The following is a 19,278-nucleotide window of genomic DNA, read 5'->3' as shown; positions in this document are numbered from 1 at the left end:
AGTAAAGGAATGACATTTTTGTGAAAAAGATCACGATAAATCAATAATTTATGCTATTTTGATTTATAATAAAGGTAATGACGGAGGTGCTCACTTGAGAAATTTTATTACCGCATTACCGATTGTGTTATTGCTTGGTTTTTCCTTTGTGTCATTCATGTTCCAATTCGAACATCTTGTTTATTTCAGGCTTGCGCTGGGATTGTTTTCTACAGTGGGTCTGTTTCTCTTATATAAAATGAAGACGGGATTCCGTTATTTCATCATCTACCTGTATGCAAGCTGGATCGTGCTTGCGGCGGTTACCGCGTTTGAAGAGCCGATTTTCTCAAGCTTTTTCTTTGGCGGACTTGTGATGACGATGGGTTACCTCACATATATGCTGATTTATCTCGGGCTCAAGCAGGACCGCGGCCCGGAAGCAGTCTGAGCACGCTATTCTATGGAATAGCGTGTTTTTTCGTACAGCCTTACAGTTGCGAAACGGGACTTGAATCTCTATAATACTTATTAACTTTATCGGAATTATAATGGGGGGATTCCAGTGTCTTTATGGATACAGAACGAACGGCAGAGAGAATGGATGGAAAAAATCAGCCTGCTTGCAGACGAATTTCAAAAAACAGCCGCGCTCGATGACGAAGAGGGCCGTTTTCCCGCGGAGAAAATTGAAAGACTGCGGGATGCGGGATATACAGCGTTAACGGTACCTGAGGCCTTCGGCGGTGCAGGCATTTCCGTTTATGATATGGTGCTGTTTCAGGAACGGCTGGCGCGGGGAGACGCGGCCGTTGCTCTCGGAATCGGCTGGCATTTATCTGTCATGGGAGAGCTCGGAGAAGAAAACAGCTGGAATGAAGATGTCTTTTCATTTATCACTGAAGAGGTGAAAAAGGGAGCCGTCCTGAACAGGGCAGCGACTGAACGGCAGACCGGCAGTCCGACGAGAGGGGGAAGACCCGGCACCTCTGCTGTCAAAAAGAACGGACAATGGGTGCTGAGCGGCCGAAAAACCTTTACAACCCTTTCGCTGACTTTGGATTATATGCTTGTGACGGCATGGATTGAAGAAAAACAAACGACCGGTGTTTTTCTCATTCATAAAGATCAGGCAGGCGTTTCGGTCGAAGAAACATGGGATATGATTGCCATGAAGGCGACCGGAAGCCATGATCTCCTTTTAGACCATGTCACGGTCAGTGACGAGCGGCTTGTGGAGCTTATCAGCGGGCCGAGAGCGGCGAAAGTGAATGGCTGGCTGCTTCACATTCCCGCTGCTTATTTGGGTATCGCTCAAGCAGCAAGGGACTATGCCGTCCGCTTTGCATCCGAATATTCACCGAACAGCCTGAACGGACCGATTAAAGACGTGCCGTCCGTTTTGCAGCGGGTCGGAGAAATGGAGCTTGAATTGTTAAAAGCGAGACAGTTTCTTTTCACGGCGGCGCAAATGTATGATGACCCGAAACGCCGCCCTTTCATCAAAAGCGAGCTTGGCGCGGCAAAACATATTGTGACAAATGCCGTCCTTTCCGTTGTTGATAAAGCCATGAGAATCACCGGCGCGAAAAGCCTGGAGCGAAACAACCCGCTTCAGCGGTATTACCGGGACGCCCGCGCCGGCCTTCACAACCCGCCGATGGACGATGCGGTTATCAGCAAATTAGCGGCGGAAGCCTTTGAGCAATAAAAAAAAGAGCCTGAAATAGGCTCTTTTTATGTATGGCTGTTGTGCCGGAGCAATTTTTGATGCTTGCGGTCGATTCTGTCATAAATTACATTCATCAGCTTTTGATTATTCATAATGGCCGCCTTGTTTTCTTTTATCAGCTGTTCGTATGTTTTTATTTTTCGTTTCGCCATGAGCCCGCACCTTCCTTACATATTTGATATTCGCTTTCTAACTCTCCAAGCGATAATTCATATAAGTGCCGTTCCGACTTTTTGTATATTCCGTTACTGATCAGCAAATGGATCAGATGTTTTTTACGTCCTTCGACTGATGATCTGAGTTGAGGAGAAGATCTCATGATTACCCTCCTAATCAAATGATATTGAGAATCATTATCATTTAATGAAAGTATACAATGAGCCTATTCATATGTAAAGAGAAAATACCGCCAATTTTTCGACAAAAAGTTTCCCGGGGAATAATGCTGTCGAATTGATTGCATTTCCGCCATATCAAAACTGCTATTTTTCTGCTTTTCCATCCATACTATGAATGAGAATGGAGGAGTCCTTACATGAATGATCAAACGGCAAACTTAAAACGGGGCGAAAAAGGCGCGATTCTGAATATCGCCGCGTACCTCATCCTTGCCGCAGTCAAATTGGCGATCGGTCTTATTTATCATTCCGAAGCGCTCAGAGCGGACGGGTTAAATAATGCCACGGATATTGTCGCATCTCTTGCTGTGCTGATCGGGCTCCGGATTTCCCAGCGCCCCGCGGACAGCGATCATGCCTACGGACATTATCGGGCTGAAACAATTTCTTCACTAATTGCGTCTTTTATTATGATGGCGGTCGGGATTGAAGTGCTGGTCGGGGGAGCGAAGGCGGTTGTCAGCGGAACGGGTGCCGAGCCGAGCTACATTGCGGCATGGACGGCGCTCGGAAGCGCGATCGTCATGTACGGCATGTATGTATATAACAGCCGTCTTGCAAATCGGATCAAAAGTTCGGCGCTTCATGCGGCGGCGAAAGACAGCCGATCTGACGCATATGTCAGTATTGGGGCGTTTATAGGTGTCATAACGGCCCGCTTTCATCTGCCGTGGGTTGATCCGGTCATTGCTTTTCTGATCGGGATCATCATCTGTAAGACGGCATGGGACATCTTCAAAGATGCTTCCCACTCATTGACGGACGGATTTGACTTGAAAGATTTGGAACCGTACAAACATACGGTGAAAGAAATAAAAGAAGTCAGCAGGCTGAAGGATGTGAAGGCAAGGTATTTGGGAAGCACTGTTCATGTGGAAATGGTCATTACGGTAGATCCGGGACTGTCTGTGAAAGAAGGCCATAAAGTAGCCGATGAGGTCGAATGTGCAATAAAACATGAACATGATGTGACTCATGTCCATGTTCATGTAGAGCCAGAAGTCATAAACAAAGATCACGAAACGAATTAAATATGCTGTGATAAAAACTCTGTGACTTCTTCCGGAGTTTTCGCGTTTGCGCTGTGCAGATGCGCTTTCTTTTCACCGTCTTTAAAGACCAGAAGGCTCGGGATGCCCATCACCTGATATTTGTCGGCAAGCTCAGGGAGTTCGTCTCTGTTCAGCTCATACCAATCATTTTGATTATATTCTTCCAAAATATCGTCGATGAACATATTCATGCGCGTGCAGTCAGGGCACCAGTCAGCGAAAAATTTCACGATGATTTCCTTGTCGGATTGAATAAGTTCATTAAATTGTTCTGTTGTACTGATTTTTTTCATATGACACATCTCCTTTTCCATGCCATTTTAATATAAAATAAAAAGGAATTACATACAAATGCTTTCATATTCAGAATGCCCAAAAATAATTAGATCATTTTCTGATGAAAATGATAAGATAGTAAAGATGAATTGCTGTGGGGGGAATATCCATTGAAAACAAGTCTAGGATTGGTGTACGGCGGAAAGTCAGCCGAACACAATGTATCGCTGCAGACAGCACTGGCTGTAACAAAAGCGCTTAATACTGATAAGTTTGATATACATCCGATTTACATCACTGAAAAAGGAGAGTGGCAAAGAGGCCCGCTTCTGACTGAACCGGTTTCCAACGTGAAAATGCTTCAGCTGGAACAAAACGGTGAAAGTTTCGCTCTTTCAGCATTGAACCGGGAAATGTTTCCTGAAGCGTCGGCTGACGAGAAGGCGCCGATTGACGTCGTATTTCCGCTTCTCCACGGACCGAACGGTGAAGACGGCACGATTCAAGGGCTGCTGGAGCTGCTGAATGTTCCTTATGTCGGCAACGGAGTGCTTGCATCATCAGCCGGCATGGATAAAGTCATCATGAAGCATTTGTTCGCTCAAGCGGGGCTTCCGCAGGCGAAGTATGCCGCTTTTTTAAAAAAGGATTGGAAACAGACGCCCGACAGCTGCTTACAGCAGGTTGAAGAGGAACTGGGGTATCCGTGCTTTGTCAAACCGGCGAACCTCGGGTCAAGTGTCGGAATCAGCAAATGCCGAAACCGTGAAGAGCTTGAAAAAGCTTTCGAACTGGCTTTTGAGTATGACCGGAAAATTGTTGTGGAAGAAGGAATCGCCGGCAGAGAAATCGAAATCGGCGTGCTCGGAAATGACGAACCGAAATGTTCCGCCGTCGGTGAAATCGCTCCGAAGACCGACTTTTACGACTATAAAGCGAAATATGAAGACGGCGACACGGATTTAATGATTCCCGCGCAAGTGACGGATGAACAATACGCGGAAATCAGCGAGATGGCGATTAAAGCCTTCAAAGCGATTGACGGCTCAGGCCTTGTCCGCGCCGATTTCTTCCTGACCAATGACGGTCAAGTGCTCATTAACGAAGTGAACACAATGCCGGGCTTTACGCCATTCAGCATGTTCCCGCTGCTGTGGAAAGAAGCCGGCGTAGATTACAGCGATCTGATCGAGCAGCTGGTTGAGCTGGCAAAAGAACGCCATGCCGAAAAACAGCTGATTAAACATACATTTTAATGAAAACGGACACTGCCTGAAGGGGGCAGTGTCTTTTCCCGTAACAGACAACATTTTCAGAAAGCGAGGTGCCACCTTTGATAAAGCGAACTGTAAAACGAATCGCAGACATGGTCAAAGGCACACTGACAAATCCTGTATTTGAACAAACGATGATTGAGGGCGCCGCAACCGATACGCGGACTTTGGAAAAAAATCAGCTGTTCATTCCTTTAAAAGGAGAGCATTTTAACGGCCATACCTTTGTGCCGCAAGCATTCGAAAAAGGCGTCTCCGCGGTATTGTGGGACCGCTCTGAGCCGAATCCGCCCGAAGAGCGTGCCGTGATCCTTGTCGATGACACGCTGGAGGCGCTGCAAATATTGGCAAAAGCTTACTTAAAAGAGCTCGGCACACGGGTCATCGGGGTGACCGGAAGCAACGGAAAAACGACAACAAAAGACATGCTTCACGCCGTCCTCGGCACTCAATACCGCGTTCACAAAACCGCAGGCAATTTCAACAACCATATCGGCCTGCCGCTGACGGTGCTCGCCATGCCTGAAGATACAGAAATCGCCGTTTTAGAAATGGGGATGAGCGCGAGAGGCGAAATTGATTTTCTGAGCCGTCTCGCCGAACCGGAAGCTGCCGTCATTACCAATATCGGCGAATCCCATATGCAGGATTTAGGCTCAAGAGAAGGAATTGCGGAGGCGAAACTAGAAATTATAAACGGACTTCGGGAAGACGGCGTTCTGTTTTATTTCGGGGATGAGCCGCTGCTTCGCGAAAAGGCGTACACTTGCCGGACAACGACATACGGCGCAGGTGCGGACAATGATCTCCGCCTGAAAGAAATGAAACAGGCGGAAGAAGGCACTTATTTCAGTATCGACGGTATTGATCGTTCTTTCTTTGTGCCCGTTCTCGGCAGACATAATGTCATGAATGCCATGGCCGCATACGCCGCGGGCATCTATTTCGGCATTACGCCCGAAAATGCCGCTCTTGGACTGAGCCGCCTGAAAGTGACGGGAATGAGATTGGAATTGGTCAAAACGGAAAACGGCATCTCAATCGTTAACGACGCGTATAATGCGAGTCCGACGTCAATGAAAGCGGCGGTCGAATTAATCGAAACGATGAAAGGCTACCGGAAGAAAATGCTCGTGCTCGGTGATATGCTTGAACTCGGTGATCATGAAAAGGCATTCCACGAAGAATGCGGAGCTGCGATCAATCCGGAGGAGATCGACCATGTATTTACGTACGGCACTCTCGGTGCGTTCATCGCTGACGGAGCACGCCGGCATTTTGAAGAAGGCCGCGTCAGCCATTATCTCGACAAAAAAGAACTGCTTCACGCCATACAGGAAAAGGCCGCTTCCGGCGATCTCCTTCTGTTTAAAGCATCAAGAGGTATGAAGCTTGAAGAAATCGTTAAAGATTTATTAGAGAAGAACTGAAGAAATACTGATCATCGTCATAAAAATTTATAAAAATGAAGAAACTAAATCCGGGTGAAATAATTCTGTCCGTATGAAAAAGAAATACCGCCGGCTGGAAAATCCCGCCCGGCGCGGGGGCCGGCGTCATTTGCAGGAAGAATCCGGTCAGGCCGCTTCCGGCAGCTTGACCATCTCGCCTTATTGAAAAACACATAGTGTAATGGTAAGATTAAACGTAAAGTAATTCGGGCTTTGTATACGTATGATCCTGTCCTTTGTATGAGAGGGCAGTTTTTAGTGGTAAATCACGACATTACTGAAACAGCAATCAGAAGGAGTTTGAATAATTTGACTATAACGTTTCAAGATTTCCAATTAAGTTCTGATCTCATGAAGTCAATCAATCGTATGGGATTTGAAGAAGCAACACCGATTCAGGCACAAACGATTCCGCTCGGACTTTTAAATAAAGATGTCATCGGACAAGCGCAAACAGGTACAGGTAAAACAGCTGCGTTCGGTATACCCCTTGTTGAAAAAATGAACCCCGAGTCTCCTGATATTCAAGCAATCGTAATCGCGCCAACCCGTGAATTAGCCATTCAAGTATCTGAAGAGTTATATAAAATCGGACAAGATAAGCGTGCGAAAGTGCTGCCTATTTACGGCGGCCAGGATATCGGGCGTCAGATCCGCGCATTGAAGAAAAACCCGCATATCATCGTAGGTACGCCGGGACGTCTTCTTGACCATATCAACCGCCGCACGATCCGTCTGAACAACGTGAATACGGTTGTCATGGATGAGGCCGATGAAATGCTGAACATGGGATTCATTGATGATATCGAATCAATTCTCTCAAACGTGCCGAGCGAGCACCAAACGCTTCTATTCTCAGCAACAATGCCTGCTCCGATCAAACGGATCGCAGAGCGTTTCATGACTGAGCCTGAGCATGTAAAAGTAAAAGCGAAAGAAATGACTGTTTCCAATATTCAACAGTTCTACTTGGAAGTGCAGGAGCGTAAAAAGTTCGACACGCTGACTCGTCTTCTTGACATTCAGTCTCCGGAACTTGCGATCGTATTCGGACGTACAAAACGCCGTGTCGATGAGCTGGCTGAAGCCTTGAACCTGCGCGGATATGCAGCTGAAGGAATTCACGGCGACTTAACGCAGGCGAAACGTATGGTTGCGCTTCGTAAATTTAAAGAAGGTGCAATCGAAGTGCTTGTAGCGACTGATGTTGCCGCCCGCGGACTTGATATCTCAGGCGTAACACACGTGTATAACTTTGACGTGCCTCAAGACCCTGAAAGCTACGTTCACCGTATCGGAAGAACGGGCCGTGCAGGAAAAACGGGTATGGCGATGACGTTTATCACACCGCGTGAGAAAAGCATGCTTCGCGCGATTGAACAAACGACAAAACGCAAAATGGACCGCATGAAAGAGCCGACGCTTGACGAAGCATTAGAAGGTCAGCAGCAGATGACGGTTGATCGTCTGCGCACGGCGATCAGCGAAAACAACCTGAACTTCTACATGACGGCAGCTGCGGAATTGTTAGAAGATCATGATGCAGTGACAGTTGTGGCTGCAGCCATCAAAATGGCGACAAAAGAGCCGGACAGCACGCCTGTACGCCTCACTGATGAAGCGCCGATGGTCAGCAAACGCTATAAAAACCAGCGTACTTCTAAGCGCAGAGACGGCCAAGGCGGCGGCTACCGCGGCGGCAAAGGGAAAAACAACAGCCGTTCTTCCTACGATAAAAAACGTTCAACTGACCGCCGTTCATCTTCAAGTGACAGACGCCAGAAAAAATCATACTAAAACACAGGAAGCGGACCCTTTTACAGGGTCCGCTTTTTTTCGATATGCCGGAAAGTGAATCTTTTTTGCAAATCAGCCGTATTTGTATGTATGATAAAAAATGGGAGGTAGGTATGTTGAGAGCACAGCCAAAAAATCGAATCAGTCCAAGCGGCTTAAAAGTCTGGCGTCTTCAGGAAATCATCCTGTCCGCCGTTTGTCTTCTGGCCGTTATAGCAACAGCTGTTTTAAGCCATTTTTTCCATTGGCCGTATTGGATCACCGGAGTCCTCGGCATCATTTGGATCATCGGCTCAGTGATATCCATCTATGCCATACCGAAAATCAGGCACAGGATCTGGCGCTATGAAGTTCATGAAAATGAAATAGATATTCAATCCGGCATTTTTATTGTCAAACGGGTCATTGTGCCGATGGTGAGGGTGCAGCACGTAGATACTTCACAAGGCCCGCTTCTCAGAAGATACCGCCTGGCCTCAGTCAAAATCTCCACGGCGGCGACCGTTCATTCCATTCCGGCGCTTGATATGGAGGAAGCTGACCGGCTGAGGGATTCCATTTCCCGTCTGGCAAGGGTGACGGAAGATGATGTCTGAACCGAAACGTCTGCACCCGGCGGCCGTGATTTTGAACTTATTCCATATTATTATCGAAACCATTAAAAATATCATTCTTCCGTTTTTTCTCGTCTATATCGTCAATTCCAACCACTTCATCCGCTTTTATGGCGGCATTGCGCTCGCCGTTTTGCTTATCTGGCTGATTGCAGCAAGCGTGATCGAATGGAGAAAGTTTACATATCGCATTGAAGACGGGGAATTCAGAATAGAAGAAGGCTTATTTTTCACGAAAAAAAGATACATCTCCATTGATCGGATTCAATCAATGAATACGAGTGCAGGCGTCATTCAGCAGCTTTTTAAGCTGGTTAAGCTGCAAATCGAAACGGCCGGCGACGGAAAAAATGCCGAGGCCGTCTTATCCGCCATTACTGCGGAAGAGGCGGAACGGATCAGAGCGGCGGTTTTTAAGCAAAAAGCTGAGCTGGAAGAACACCGGGAGACAGCGGCGGAGCAGGAGCCGATGCACAGGGGTGATGAGCAATCCGTCTACAGGCTGTCTTTAAGCGAGCTGCTCATGGCGGCTTCAACATCCGGGGGAATCGGTGTCATCATCTCAGCGGTATTCGCCCTCTTTTCTCAGATTGATGAAGTATTTCCGATGGACTGGCTCTATGACAGGTTCTCTTTTCTCAAGCATGCGAGCATCGGCATTTACGCCGTGATCATTTTCATAGGATTGTTCATCGCCTGGCTGTTAAGCATCGCCGGTATGATGATCAAGCATGCCAACTTCAAAATAGAGAAAAAGGAACATGAATTGGTCATTACACGCGGAATTATTGAAAAGCATCAAGTGACGATCCCGCTCCGTAAAATTCAGGCCATTAAAATTAAAGAAAATGTCATCAGACAGCTATTCGGATACGCGACGGTTGCGATTGTCAGTGCAGGCAGGGCGGGGAATGAGAAAGAAGGCGCTCAGACGATTCTGTTTCCGATCATCCGCAGATCAAAGCTCGGTGTGATGCTGAACGATTTCACACCGGATTACGTGCTGGAAGAAAACCGGAATCATTTGCCGAAAAGGGCGCTGCGCCGGTATTTATTCCGATCCGTTATTTTTTCGGTTTTCGTAATCATCCCGCTTTGTATTCTGTTTAAACCGTGGGGATATGCCTCGCTGCTTGTGCTTCCTGCTGAACTGGTGCTTGGATATGCCTCGTTTAGGACAGCGTCATGGTGCATAAACGGCGGCAGGCTTCAGATCACCACGAGGCTGATCGGGAAGACGACCACGATTATGCTGAGAAGAAGAATGCAGATGCTGGAAGTCAGCCGGTCTATTCTGCAAAAAAGAAGACGGCTCGCATCCGTGGCTACCGCAGTGAAATCAGCTCACCACATGGAGCATGTCATGCTGAAGGATGTCAGTGAGGAAGATGCCGAACGCATCGGGCGCTGGTATTCATATGAAAAAGCGGACGGTTAATACCGCCGCTTTTTTTGCTGCACGCATAAAAAAGAAAGCAAAAATCCGCCTGCCAGTCCGAACAAATGCGCCATAATGTTAATATTAGAATTGATAAAGGTCGACAGCACCGCGATGACAAGCAGCGTCATAATCATTTTTGACTGGTCCCGGCCGATCAGCTCTTTCCGGAATACAGTCAGAAACACATACACGCCGAAAAGTCCGAAGATCGCCCCTGATGCGCCGACATGCACATAATCAAGCGGCTCGACAAGATACGTGCCGATATTGCCGATGATGCCTGATGCGATGTACACAATCAGAAAACGGACTTTTCCGAGCATCTGCTCAAGCGGGGGCGCGAATAAAAACAGAGACATGGAGTTAAACAGGAGATGGGTGAAATTCGCGTGTAAAAACATTGGTGTCACCAGCCGCCACCATTCTCCCTCGAAAACGCCGTAATTATAGCCGGTCACTGCATCTGACCACATCATGACGGAATGAAGCGGCAGGCTGAAAAACAGCCATAAAAACGCCTGAAGCGCCAGAATACAGCTGACGGCGGGATAACGTCTGATAAAAGTCTGGAAATTTTCCGTTCGTATAAACATCGCAAGCCCCTTTGCACTTGATTTGTTACATATATAGTAACACGTTTATGACACAAACCGTTTTTTAGTACGGACTTTTAGGAGGAATTCACATGATTTTCGGAATCGGAATCGACATCGTTGAACTGCACAGAATTGAAAACATGCTCAGCCGGCAGACGAGATTTCCGCAAAGAATATTGACGGACGGTGAATACGTCCGTTTTACACAGCTGTCGGACAAAAGGAAAATTGAATTTCTTGCTGGAAGATTCGCGGCAAAAGAAGCCTTTTCGAAAGCGTACGGCACGGGGATCGGCAAAGAGCTCAGCTTTCAGGATATTGAAACCGGAAAGGACCCGGCCGGAAAGCCAGTGCTGACGTGCGCCAAGCTTGACGGCGCGGCAATTCACGTCTCCATTACCCACACAAAAGAATACGCCGCGGCGCAGGTCGTGATTGAAAGGTTGTCACGCTAGTCTGCATATTAGCCGAAACCCCTTCATATATTTGATAGTGCATTAAGGGAGACAAGTTGTTTGAGGCTTTTATGGTACGCGTCCGGCCGTTCAGGGCGTACCGTTAAAGTCAAACAAGCGATTTCTTCCCTTTACATCAATTGAGAAGAAGGGGTTGGAAAAAGGTGAGAAAAAGCTTTGTTTTGCTTTTAACGGGACTGCTTGCCGTCCTTATTCTTTCGGCCTGCGGCCAAAAATCACAGGAAGATATCGTGACCGGTTTAGATAAGAAGGCGAAAGAATACACCTCGTACAAAGCAAAAGCCAAAATGACCATTGAAACGGGGAGTGATCCGCAAGTATACAATGTGGAAATCTGGCATAAAAAACCTTCCCTGTACCGGGTCTATCTGGAAAATCCGAAAAAAGACCAAAATCAAGTCATTTTACGGAACGCCAACGGAGTCTTTGTCCTCACGCCGTCTTTAAATAAGAGCTTCCGCTTCCAAAGCGACTGGCCGAATAACAGCAGCCAAGTATATTTGTTTGAGTCACTTGTAAAAGACGTGCAAAATGACAAAGACGCCGTCTATTCCGCCAAAGATAAAAAGTACACGTTTGAAACAAAAACAAACTATCAGCATAACAAAATGCTGCCGACGCAAGAAATCACTTTCAACAAAAAGGACATGAGCCCGTCGCTCGTCAAAGTCATGGATACAGACCGGAAAGTGATGGTAAAAGTCGAATTCAAAAGCTTTGAATTCAACAAACCGTTTGACAAAGACTCTTTTGACGAGAAGAAAAATATGACGCTTTCCCAGATGGACGTCGCCACAAGCGCCAAGCCGTCTGATTCATTTGCCGTCAAAACACCGCTTCAAGTGCCGGCCGGCGTCAAAAAGCTTGAAGAGAAAGATATTTCAACCGCGGACGGCAAACGGGTCGTCATGACATACGGCGGGGAAAAATCATTCACGCTCATTCAAGAAAAAGCCCAAATCGCAAAAGCAGCCTCTGCCGTCACGCTGAAAGGCGAACCGGTTAATCTCGGCTTCACGGTCGCCGCACTATCCGATACGTCTTTAACGTGGACATATGACGGAGTGGATTATCTCCTGTCATCGAAGGATCTTACCAAAGACGAAATGGTGGCCGCCGCCAAAAGCATGCAGGGACAGTCGTCAAAATAACGTCAAAAAGAGGCCGCCGCTGCCGGCCTCTTTTTTTGATTCCATTTCACTTTGCAGCATAATTTTAGTATGATAATAACAATATGGTTTGAAAATAATGCTAGGAAGTGTATCGAGTGAACACAGCATCCTTTTACAGAGAAACGTGGGCGGAAATCAACCTGTCTGCGATTAAAGAAAATGTCACACATATGAAAAAACACATCGGCGAAAACGTCCATCTCATGGCGGTTGTAAAGGCGAACGCTTACGGCCACGGAGATTTGGAAGTCGGGAAAGCCGCGCTTGAAGCGGGTGCCTCGTGTCTTGCCGTAGCCATACTGGATGAGGCGATCTCCTTGAGAAAACGGGGCATTACAGCGCCGATTCTCGTGCTTGGCGCCGTGCCCCCTGAATATGTACAAGTTGCTGCCGAATATGACGTCACACTGACGGGATATTCTGTTGAATGGCTTCAGGAAGCTGCGCGCCACCTCGGAAGTGAAACAGTGCCGTTTCACCTGAAAGTCGATACCGGCATGAACAGACTCGGAGTCAAAACGGAGGAAGAGATCCAAAGCGTGTTAAAAATCCTCGGCCAAAATCCCGGTTTAGTCTGTAAAGGCGTATTCACCCATTTTGCAACCGCGGATGAAAAAAACAGAGATTATTTCCTCTTCCAATTTGAACGCTTTAAAAAATTGATCGCTCCGCTTCCTTTAAAAGAATTGATGGTTCACTGCGCGAACAGCGCTGCCGGACTTCGTCTTAAAAAAGGCTTCTTTAACGCGGTTCGTTTTGGCATCAGTATGTACGGGCTCCGTCCTTCCGCTGACATCCAAAACGAAATTCCGTTTCAATTAAATCCGGCTTTTGCACTGCACTCTGTTTTATCCCATGTGAAAAAAATCCGCAAAGGAGAAAGCGTCAGCTACGGTGCAACATATACGGCAGAGAAGGATCAATGGATCGGAACCGTTCCCATCGGCTATGCAGACGGATGGCTCCGCAAGCTGAGCGGTACGGCTGTGCTGATCGGCGGCAGACGGATGAACATTGCCGGAAGGATCTGCATGGACCAATTGATGGTCGAATTAGACCAATCTTATCCGCCGGGCACCAAAGTCACCCTGATCGGCAGCCAGAGAGAAGAAACGATCACGATGGACGAAATCGCCGGGCGGCTTGAGACGATTAATTACGAGGTCCCTTGTACCATTAGTTCCCGCGTTCCCCGTATGTTTTTGGAAAATGAGAGTATAATGGAAGTAAGAAATCCTTTACTGCAAGAAAATACAAGCAAGTAGCCGTCATCCGGAAAAAGAGAATTTATAAAACAGCTTTGCTTGACGTTTGAATAATGGTATCATTATGTCTGGATGGATGAATTGGTCGTATCCGTAAGTTTGGTGGAGGTGTATGTTTTTTGTCTGAATCCAGCGCAAGAACCGAAATGAAAATCAGCTTGCCTGAAAACTTAGTAGCTGAATTGGATGGTGTAGCGATGCGGGAGAAACGAAGCAGAAACGAACTGATATCACAAGCAGTGAGAGCGTATGTCAGCGAACGGACAACTCGCCACAACCGTGATTTGATGAGACGCGGGTATATGGAAATGGCGAAAATCAACTTGAACATTTCTTCTGAGGCTCACTATGCTGAGTGCGAAGCAGAAACGACCGTTGAGCGCTTAGTCAGCGGAGGATAATCATTTTGATTGTAAAGCGCGGCGATGTTTATTTTGCTGATTTATCTCCTGTTGTTGGCTCAGAGCAAGGCGGCGTACGCCCGGTTTTAGTGATCCAGAATGATATCGGAAATCGCTTTAGCCCGACTGCTATTGTTGCAGCCATAACAGCCCAAATACAGAAAGCGAAATTACCAACCCACGTCGAAATTGATGCAAAACGCTACGGTTTTGAAAGAGATTCCGTTATTTTGCTGGAGCAAATTCGGACGATTGACAAGCAAAGATTAACGGATAAAATAACTCATCTGGATGATGAAATGATGGATAAGGTTGATGAAGCCCTGCAAATCAGTTTGGCACTCATTGATTTTTAGTCATATTTTTCTGGTTGCTCATATAGAGCAACTTTTTTTGTTTTCGAAAAACATAAGCGCTATAATAAAGAGATAATCAAACAAAATTTGTTGTTTTGTGTCGGGAGGTCAGTGAAACCCATGTCGAATCAGAAAGTGTATCAGTTCATTATTGATCAGCATGATGAACTGCTTGATACTTGGACAGCCAAACTAAAAGAAGTAGGCAATCAGGAAGACTATCAGCTTACGAATCACATATGTGAAAATATTTGTAAAGATTATATAGACATTCTTTTATTATCGACTAAAAATGACGAGGCTACCGAAGAGCAGATCAGTGAACTCGCACTGCGCGCCGTTCAGCTCGGCCTGTCACTGAAACTTCTTTCAGCCACCCTGTCAGAGTTTTGGAAACTGCTTTACGAAACGATGGTCGACCTTAATATGGCCGATCAGGACAGAGCGGATTTGATTTTGGAAATAGACAGCTTTTTCAATCCGATCAACACGGAAATCTTAAATCAGTATTCTATCTCCTGGGAAAAAACGGTTACTTTGCAAAAAATCGCGCTTCAGGAACTGTCGGCTCCGCTGATCCCGGTATTTGAGCATGTAACGGTCATGCCGCTTGTCGGGACGATTGATACGGAGCGTGCAAAGCATATTATGGAAAATCTGTTAAACGGCGTCGTAAAGCACCGTTCACAGGTTGTATTGATTGACATTACGGGCGTGCCGGTCGTTGATACGATGGTGGCGCACCATATTATCCAGGCATCGGAAGCGGTGCGGCTTGTCGGCGCGAAATGCCTGCTCGTCGGAATCCGTCCGGAAATCGCGCAGACGATCGTTAATCTGGGAATTGATTTGTCACAGGTTATTACGAAGAATACCCTTCAAAAAGGAATTCAAACAGCGCTTGAAATGACAAATCGAAAAATCGTTTCATTGGGGGAATAACATTGTGAGACATCCAAAAATCCCGATCTTGAAACTGTATAACTGCTTATTGGTATCCATTCAATGGGAACTTGACGACCAGACTGCTTTGCATTTTCAAGAAGACCTGCTGAACAAAATCTATGAAACCGGCGCAAACGGGGTCGTCATCGACCTGACATCCGTTGACATGATCGATTCATTTATCGCGAAAGTGCTCGGCGATGTCATTACCATGTCAAAATTAATGGGCGCAAAAGTCGTGTTGACGGGAATTCAGCCGGCTGTGGCGGTCACATTGATTGAACTCGGAATCTCACTTGAGGAAATCGAAACAGCGCTCGACTTAGAGCAAGGGCTTGAGACATTGAAGCGGGAATTGGGGGAATAGCGATGAACGACCAATCCTGTGTGAAAATCATGACAGAATGGGATATCGTAGCCGCCAGACAGCTTGGCCGCAACGTTGCGAAGGAATTAGGCTTTGGCACGGTGGACCAGGCCAGAATCACGACGGCTATCTCAGAATTGGCCAGAAATATCTACTTATATGCCGGCAAGGGCCAGGTCAGCATAGAACAAGTAAACGACAGAGGTAAAAAAGGCCTTAAAATCATAGCAGAAGACAAAGGACCCGGAATCCCCGACATCCGTAAAGTGATGGAAGACGGCTTTTCAACGTCAGGCGGACTGGGAGCGGGGCTTCCGGGTGTCAAAAGGCTGATGGATGAATTCAGCCTGCAATCTGTTGCAGAGGAAGGAACAGAGATTCAAGCCGTGAAATGGCTTCGGTAGGAGGTTAGAACGTGGATTTCAGGGAGGTTATAGAGCAGCGGTACCATCAGCTGCTTAGCCGATATATAGCCGAATTAACAGAAACATCTTTATATCAAGCCCAAAAATTCAGCCGAAAAACGATTGAACATCAGGTTCCTCCGGAGGAAATTATCAGCATCCACCGAAAAGTAATAAAGGAACTGTATCCGGATCTGCCGGAAGATGTTTTTCATTCGCTGGATTTTTTAATAGAAGTCATGATTGGCTACGGGATGGCTTATCAGGAACATCAAAGTCTGAGAGATATCCAGCAGGAGCTTCGTTCAGAAATTGAAATTGCCGCAAATGTCCAGCAGACGCTGCTGGGCACAAAAATTCCTGAAGAAGAAGAGCTGGATATCGGGGCGATCAGCGTTCCCGCCAAGCAGATGAGCGGGGACTATTATCACTTTGTCAAAGACAAGGAATCGATTAACATCGCGATAGCCGATGTCATCGGAAAAGGAATACCCGCCGCATTGTGCATGTCGATGATCAAGTATGCCATGGACTCTCTTCCAGAGATCGGCATTCACCCCTCCCAAGTGTTGAAAAACCTTAACCGCGTTGTAGAACAGAATGTGGACTCAAGCATGTTTATCACCATGTTTTACGCAAACTACAATACGAAAAATCACCAATTTACCTATGCTTCTGCGGGGCATGAACCGGGCTTCTACTACTCTGAAAAAGAAAAAAAGTTTTATGATCTGGAGGCAAAAGGATTGGTGCTGGGAATTTCTCAGGATTTTGATTACAGCCAATACGAACAGCACATGGACGAAGGAGACATGATCGTTCTTTTTTCTGACGGCGTCACCGAATGCCGTACCGAAAACGGTTTCTTGGAGCGCAGCGACATTCAGCGCATGCTGGAAGAACATATGGAATGCTCGGCGCAGGATATGGTCAAAAATATTTACGACAGCCTGCTGAGACTCCAGGACTTTCAGCTTCATGACGATTTTACGTTAATAGTTTTGAAAAGAAAGGTTTAACAAAACAGCAGCACGGGTAAAAAGCCATTAGCACGAGTAAGGATAACTTTCAGAGGTGATACGATGAATTTAACGGTAGATATGAAGGAGAATCTTTCAGATATACAAATCAATATCGCTGGAGAAATCGATGTATACTCAGCTCCGGTGGTTCGTGAAAAGCTGATGCCCTTGGCAAACGAGGGGAAAAACATGAGAATCTGCTTAAAAGATGTAAACTATATGGACAGTACGGGTTTAGGCGTTTTTGTAGGCGTATTTAAAACGGTGAGCAAGGAAGGCGGTTCTTTGAAGCTTGAGAATCTTTCCGATCGGCTTGTCCGTCTGTTTGAAATTACAGGGCTTAAGGACATCATCGACATTTCGGCAAAGTCAGAAGGTGGCGTGCAATGAGTACATCAGTTGATTATATTGAGATGAAAATTCCGGCGGAACCGGAATACGTAGGGATCGTCAGGCTTACATTATCAGGTGTCGCCAGCAGAATGGGCTATACCTACGATGACATTGAAGATTTGAAAATCGCTGTCAGCGAAGCTTGTACAAACGCTGTCCAGCATGCATACAAAGATGAAAACAAGGGAGAAGTATCCGTGCGGTTCGGTGTGTTTGAGGACCGGCTGGAGGTCATTGTCGCCGATCAGGGAGACAGCTTTGATTTTGATCAGAAGCAGCAGGATCTCGGGCCGTACACACCTTCGCACACAGTCGATCAATTGTCAGAAGGAGGACTCGGTCTATATTTAATGGAAACGCTCATGGATGAAGTCAAAGTTCAAAGCAACTCTGGCGTAACCGTGGCGATGACAAAGTATTTAAATGGGGAGCGAGTTGATCATGGCACAACCATCAAAAACTACGAAACTAACTAAAGATGAAGTTGATCGGCTCATACGCGACTTTCAAATACATGATAATAAAAAAGCCCAGGAGACACTCGTCGAGGTGTATACCAATCTCGTCGAAATGCTGGCAAAGAAATATTCAAAAGGAAAAAGCTTTCACGAGGATCTCCGCCAGGTCGGGATGATCGGGCTTCTCGGCGCCATTAAACGCTATGATCCGGAGGTCGGCAAATCCTTTGAAGCATTTGCGATTCCGACCATCATCGGAGAGATCAAACGCTTCCTCCGAGATAAAACATGGAGCGTACACGTCCCGAGACGGATTAAAGAACTCGGGCCGCGCATTAAAATGGCGGTGGATCAGCTGACGACAGAGACACAGCGGTCGCCGAAAGTCGAAGAAATCGCAGCCTTTCTCGATGTGTCAGAAGAGGAAGTGCTTGAAACGATGGAGATGGGAAAAAGCTATCAGGCGCTGTCTGTCGATCACAGCATCGAAGCGGATGCAGACGGAAGCACCGTCACGATCCTTGATATCGTCGGTTCGCACGAGGAAGGATACGAACGCGTCAACCAGCAGATGATGATCCAAAGCGTGCTTCATGTGCTGTCTGACCGCGAAAAACAAATTATCGATCTAACATTTGTGCAAAATAAAAGCCAAAAAGAAACAGGGGACATTCTCGGAATATCTCAAATGCACGTCTCGCGCCTTCAGCGGAAAGCGGTGAAAAAACTGAGAGAGGCCTTGATTGGAGATCCCTCCATGGAGCTAATGTAATGATTCAGGTTGAAGAAAACGAACATGTTCAAACTCTTGTATACCAATTAAATAAAGAAGGCAAGTCCATATGCGGGGACAGCTTTTTTATGAAGGCGGATGAAGAGGAATTGGTTTGCGCGGTAGCCGACGGTCTCGGCAGCGGATCCCTTGCCAACGAATCCTCCTCAGCCATTAAAGACATCGTGGAAACATATGCGGATGAGGATGTGGAAAGCATCATTGAGCGCTGTAACCAAGCGATGAAAAACAAAAGAGGGGCGACTGCCTCCATCTTAAAAATCAATTTCACCAAAAGAGAACTGACATACTGTTCGATCGGGAATGTCCGTTTCTTTCTGCACTCCCCATCAGGCGAAGTCTTTCATCCGCTCCCGATTTCGGGTTACCTCTCAGGCAAACCGCAAAAATACAAAACGTATACGTCATCATACGAAAAAGGGGCGACATTCATCATCTACACGGATGGGCTGGAGGTTCCGCATATCCGCACCTGCTTAAAGCAGGGACACTCAATAGAAGATATATCAAAATCAATTCATCCGTACACAACATCCAGACGTGATGATTTGACCTATATTCTCGGGCAGCTTTTATCGTAAGGCTGCTTTTTTATGTTCCGCCGTTTTTTGATACA

The 19,278-nt window shown here is 46.6% G+C and carries 24 protein-coding genes and 1 pseudogene; 21 read left to right on the top strand and 4 right to left on the bottom strand.

Annotated features, from left to right (window positions below; genetic code table 11):
* Nucleotides 1-94: 94 nt before the first annotated feature.
* Complete coding sequence (locus ACQE26_RS01955; RefSeq protein WP_003156210.1) at nucleotides 95-430, top strand: hypothetical protein; 336 nt, start codon at nucleotides 95-97, stop codon at nucleotides 428-430.
* Between the two features lie 114 nt (nucleotides 431-544).
* Nucleotides 545-1,690, top strand: coding sequence for an acyl-CoA dehydrogenase family protein (locus ACQE26_RS01950; protein ID WP_500470504.1), 1,146 nt, complete (start codon nucleotides 545-547; stop codon nucleotides 1,688-1,690).
* 26 nt (nucleotides 1,691-1,716) lie between these two features.
* On the opposite strand, the gene fbpB is transcribed toward ACQE26_RS01950, so the two are convergent.
* Together fbpB and ACQE26_RS01940 are read right to left on the bottom strand one after the other, a co-directional pair.
* On the bottom strand, nucleotides 1,717-1,863 hold the full coding sequence (fbpB, locus tag ACQE26_RS01945; protein WP_003156206.1) for a Fur-regulated basic protein FbpB: 147 nt from the start codon (nucleotides 1,861-1,863) through the stop codon (nucleotides 1,717-1,719).
* Nucleotides 1,856-2,030, bottom strand: a pseudogene (locus ACQE26_RS01940) (Fur-regulated basic protein FbpA); the annotation flags it as partial. The gene fbpB and the pseudogene ACQE26_RS01940, both read right to left, overlap by 8 nt.
* 216 nt (nucleotides 2,031-2,246) lie before the next feature.
* On the opposite strand from ACQE26_RS01940, the gene ACQE26_RS01935 reads away from it, so the two are divergent.
* Nucleotides 2,247-3,140: a cation diffusion facilitator family transporter gene (locus ACQE26_RS01935; RefSeq protein ID WP_500470502.1), complete on the top strand. Its 894-nt coding sequence runs from the start codon at nucleotides 2,247-2,249 to the stop codon at nucleotides 3,138-3,140.
* On the opposite strand, the gene ACQE26_RS01930 is transcribed toward ACQE26_RS01935, so the two are convergent.
* Nucleotides 3,137-3,454, bottom strand: coding sequence for a thioredoxin family protein (locus ACQE26_RS01930; protein WP_500470500.1), 318 nt, complete (start codon nucleotides 3,452-3,454; stop codon nucleotides 3,137-3,139). The genes ACQE26_RS01935 and ACQE26_RS01930 overlap by 4 nt on opposite strands.
* Before the next feature lie 153 nt (nucleotides 3,455-3,607).
* Here ACQE26_RS01930 and ACQE26_RS01925 point away from each other — a divergent pair, with 153 nt between their 5' ends.
* From ACQE26_RS01925 to ACQE26_RS01905, 5 genes are all read left to right on the top strand, one after another.
* Nucleotides 3,608-4,693: a D-alanine--D-alanine ligase gene (locus ACQE26_RS01925; protein ID WP_013351087.1), complete on the top strand. Its 1,086-nt coding sequence runs from the start codon at nucleotides 3,608-3,610 to the stop codon at nucleotides 4,691-4,693.
* Nucleotides 4,694-4,770: 77 nt separating this feature from the next.
* The gene (locus tag ACQE26_RS01920) at nucleotides 4,771-6,141 is read left to right on the top strand and encodes a UDP-N-acetylmuramoyl-tripeptide--D-alanyl-D-alanine ligase (RefSeq protein WP_500470498.1); all 1,371 of its coding nucleotides are present in this window, start codon (nucleotides 4,771-4,773) and stop codon (nucleotides 6,139-6,141) included.
* Between the two features lie 330 nt (nucleotides 6,142-6,471).
* Nucleotides 6,472-7,959, top strand: coding sequence for a degradosome RNA helicase CshA (gene cshA / locus ACQE26_RS01915; protein WP_438421249.1), 1,488 nt, complete (start codon nucleotides 6,472-6,474; stop codon nucleotides 7,957-7,959).
* Between the two features lie 116 nt (nucleotides 7,960-8,075).
* Complete coding sequence (locus ACQE26_RS01910; RefSeq protein WP_500470497.1) at nucleotides 8,076-8,555, top strand: PH domain-containing protein; 480 nt, start codon at nucleotides 8,076-8,078, stop codon at nucleotides 8,553-8,555.
* Nucleotides 8,545-10,011 carry a PH domain-containing protein gene (locus ACQE26_RS01905; protein ID WP_500470496.1) on the top strand — a complete coding sequence of 489 codons (1,467 nt, stop codon included), beginning with the start codon at nucleotides 8,545-8,547 and terminating at the stop codon, nucleotides 10,009-10,011. The genes ACQE26_RS01910 and ACQE26_RS01905 overlap by 11 nt, the downstream gene beginning before the upstream one ends.
* Here the strand turns inward: ACQE26_RS01905 and ACQE26_RS01900 are convergent.
* The gene (locus ACQE26_RS01900) at nucleotides 10,008-10,607 is read right to left on the bottom strand and encodes a rhomboid family intramembrane serine protease (RefSeq protein ID WP_016937174.1); all 600 of its coding nucleotides are present in this window, start codon (nucleotides 10,605-10,607) and stop codon (nucleotides 10,008-10,010) included. The genes ACQE26_RS01905 and ACQE26_RS01900 overlap by 4 nt on opposite strands.
* 92 nt (nucleotides 10,608-10,699) lie before the next feature.
* On the opposite strand from ACQE26_RS01900, the gene acpS reads away from it, so the two are divergent.
* The 13 genes from acpS to rsbX all read left to right on the top strand — a co-directional run bounded on the left by acpS (nucleotide 10,700) and on the right by rsbX (nucleotide 19,243).
* A complete protein-coding gene (gene acpS / locus ACQE26_RS01895; protein ID WP_060963545.1) occupies nucleotides 10,700-11,065 on the top strand; it encodes a holo-ACP synthase in 366 nt (121 codons plus the stop codon).
* Between the two features lie 164 nt (nucleotides 11,066-11,229).
* Nucleotides 11,230-12,237 carry a LolA family protein gene (locus tag ACQE26_RS01890; RefSeq protein ID WP_016937172.1) on the top strand — a complete coding sequence of 336 codons (1,008 nt, stop codon included), beginning with the start codon at nucleotides 11,230-11,232 and terminating at the stop codon, nucleotides 12,235-12,237.
* A 116-nt stretch (nucleotides 12,238-12,353) separates the two neighbouring features.
* Entirely contained in the window at nucleotides 12,354-13,523 is a 1,170-nt protein-coding gene (gene alr, locus ACQE26_RS01885) for an alanine racemase (RefSeq protein ID WP_500470495.1), read from the top strand.
* A gap of 119 nt (nucleotides 13,524-13,642) precedes the next feature.
* Nucleotides 13,643-13,924, top strand: a complete 282-nt coding sequence (gene endB / locus ACQE26_RS01880) for a type II toxin-antitoxin system antitoxin EndoAI (RefSeq protein WP_003156188.1) — start codon at nucleotides 13,643-13,645, stop codon at nucleotides 13,922-13,924.
* Nucleotides 13,925-13,929: 5 nt separating this feature from the next.
* On the top strand, nucleotides 13,930-14,280 hold the full coding sequence (gene ndoA, locus ACQE26_RS01875; RefSeq protein WP_003156187.1) for a type II toxin-antitoxin system endoribonuclease NdoA: 351 nt from the start codon (nucleotides 13,930-13,932) through the stop codon (nucleotides 14,278-14,280).
* A gap of 120 nt (nucleotides 14,281-14,400) precedes the next feature.
* Complete coding sequence (gene rsbRA, locus ACQE26_RS01870) at nucleotides 14,401-15,222, top strand: RsbT co-antagonist protein RsbRA (RefSeq protein ID WP_003156182.1); 822 nt, start codon at nucleotides 14,401-14,403, stop codon at nucleotides 15,220-15,222.
* A 4-nt stretch (nucleotides 15,223-15,226) separates the two neighbouring features.
* Nucleotides 15,227-15,592, top strand: a complete 366-nt coding sequence (gene rsbS / locus ACQE26_RS01865; protein WP_003156180.1) for an RsbT antagonist protein RsbS — start codon at nucleotides 15,227-15,229, stop codon at nucleotides 15,590-15,592.
* Nucleotides 15,593-15,594: 2 nt separating this feature from the next.
* Nucleotides 15,595-15,996, top strand: coding sequence for an anti-sigma regulatory factor (locus tag ACQE26_RS01860; protein ID WP_003156178.1), 402 nt, complete (start codon nucleotides 15,595-15,597; stop codon nucleotides 15,994-15,996).
* Between the two features lie 11 nt (nucleotides 15,997-16,007).
* Nucleotides 16,008-17,015, top strand: coding sequence for a PP2C family protein-serine/threonine phosphatase (locus tag ACQE26_RS01855; RefSeq protein WP_016937170.1), 1,008 nt, complete (start codon nucleotides 16,008-16,010; stop codon nucleotides 17,013-17,015).
* Nucleotides 17,016-17,078: 63 nt separating this feature from the next.
* Nucleotides 17,079-17,408 carry an anti-sigma factor antagonist gene (locus tag ACQE26_RS01850; RefSeq protein ID WP_016937169.1) on the top strand — a complete coding sequence of 110 codons (330 nt, stop codon included), beginning with the start codon at nucleotides 17,079-17,081 and terminating at the stop codon, nucleotides 17,406-17,408.
* Complete coding sequence (gene rsbW / locus ACQE26_RS01845; RefSeq protein ID WP_003156173.1) at nucleotides 17,405-17,887, top strand: anti-sigma B factor RsbW; 483 nt, start codon at nucleotides 17,405-17,407, stop codon at nucleotides 17,885-17,887. The genes ACQE26_RS01850 and rsbW overlap by 4 nt, the downstream gene beginning before the upstream one ends.
* Nucleotides 17,853-18,641 carry an RNA polymerase sigma factor SigB gene (sigB, locus tag ACQE26_RS01840; RefSeq protein ID WP_016937168.1) on the top strand — a complete coding sequence of 263 codons (789 nt, stop codon included), beginning with the start codon at nucleotides 17,853-17,855 and terminating at the stop codon, nucleotides 18,639-18,641. Before rsbW ends, sigB begins: the two co-directional genes overlap by 35 nt.
* Nucleotides 18,641-19,243, top strand: coding sequence for a phosphoserine phosphatase RsbX (rsbX, locus tag ACQE26_RS01835; protein WP_049627930.1), 603 nt, complete (start codon nucleotides 18,641-18,643; stop codon nucleotides 19,241-19,243). Before sigB ends, rsbX begins: the two co-directional genes overlap by 1 nt.
* The last annotated feature ends 35 nt before the right edge of the window (nucleotides 19,244-19,278 follow it).

The organism is Bacillus sp. 5RYD7K (genome assembly GCF_059831465.1).
This window is presented reverse-complemented; position numbering and strand designations above follow the sequence as displayed.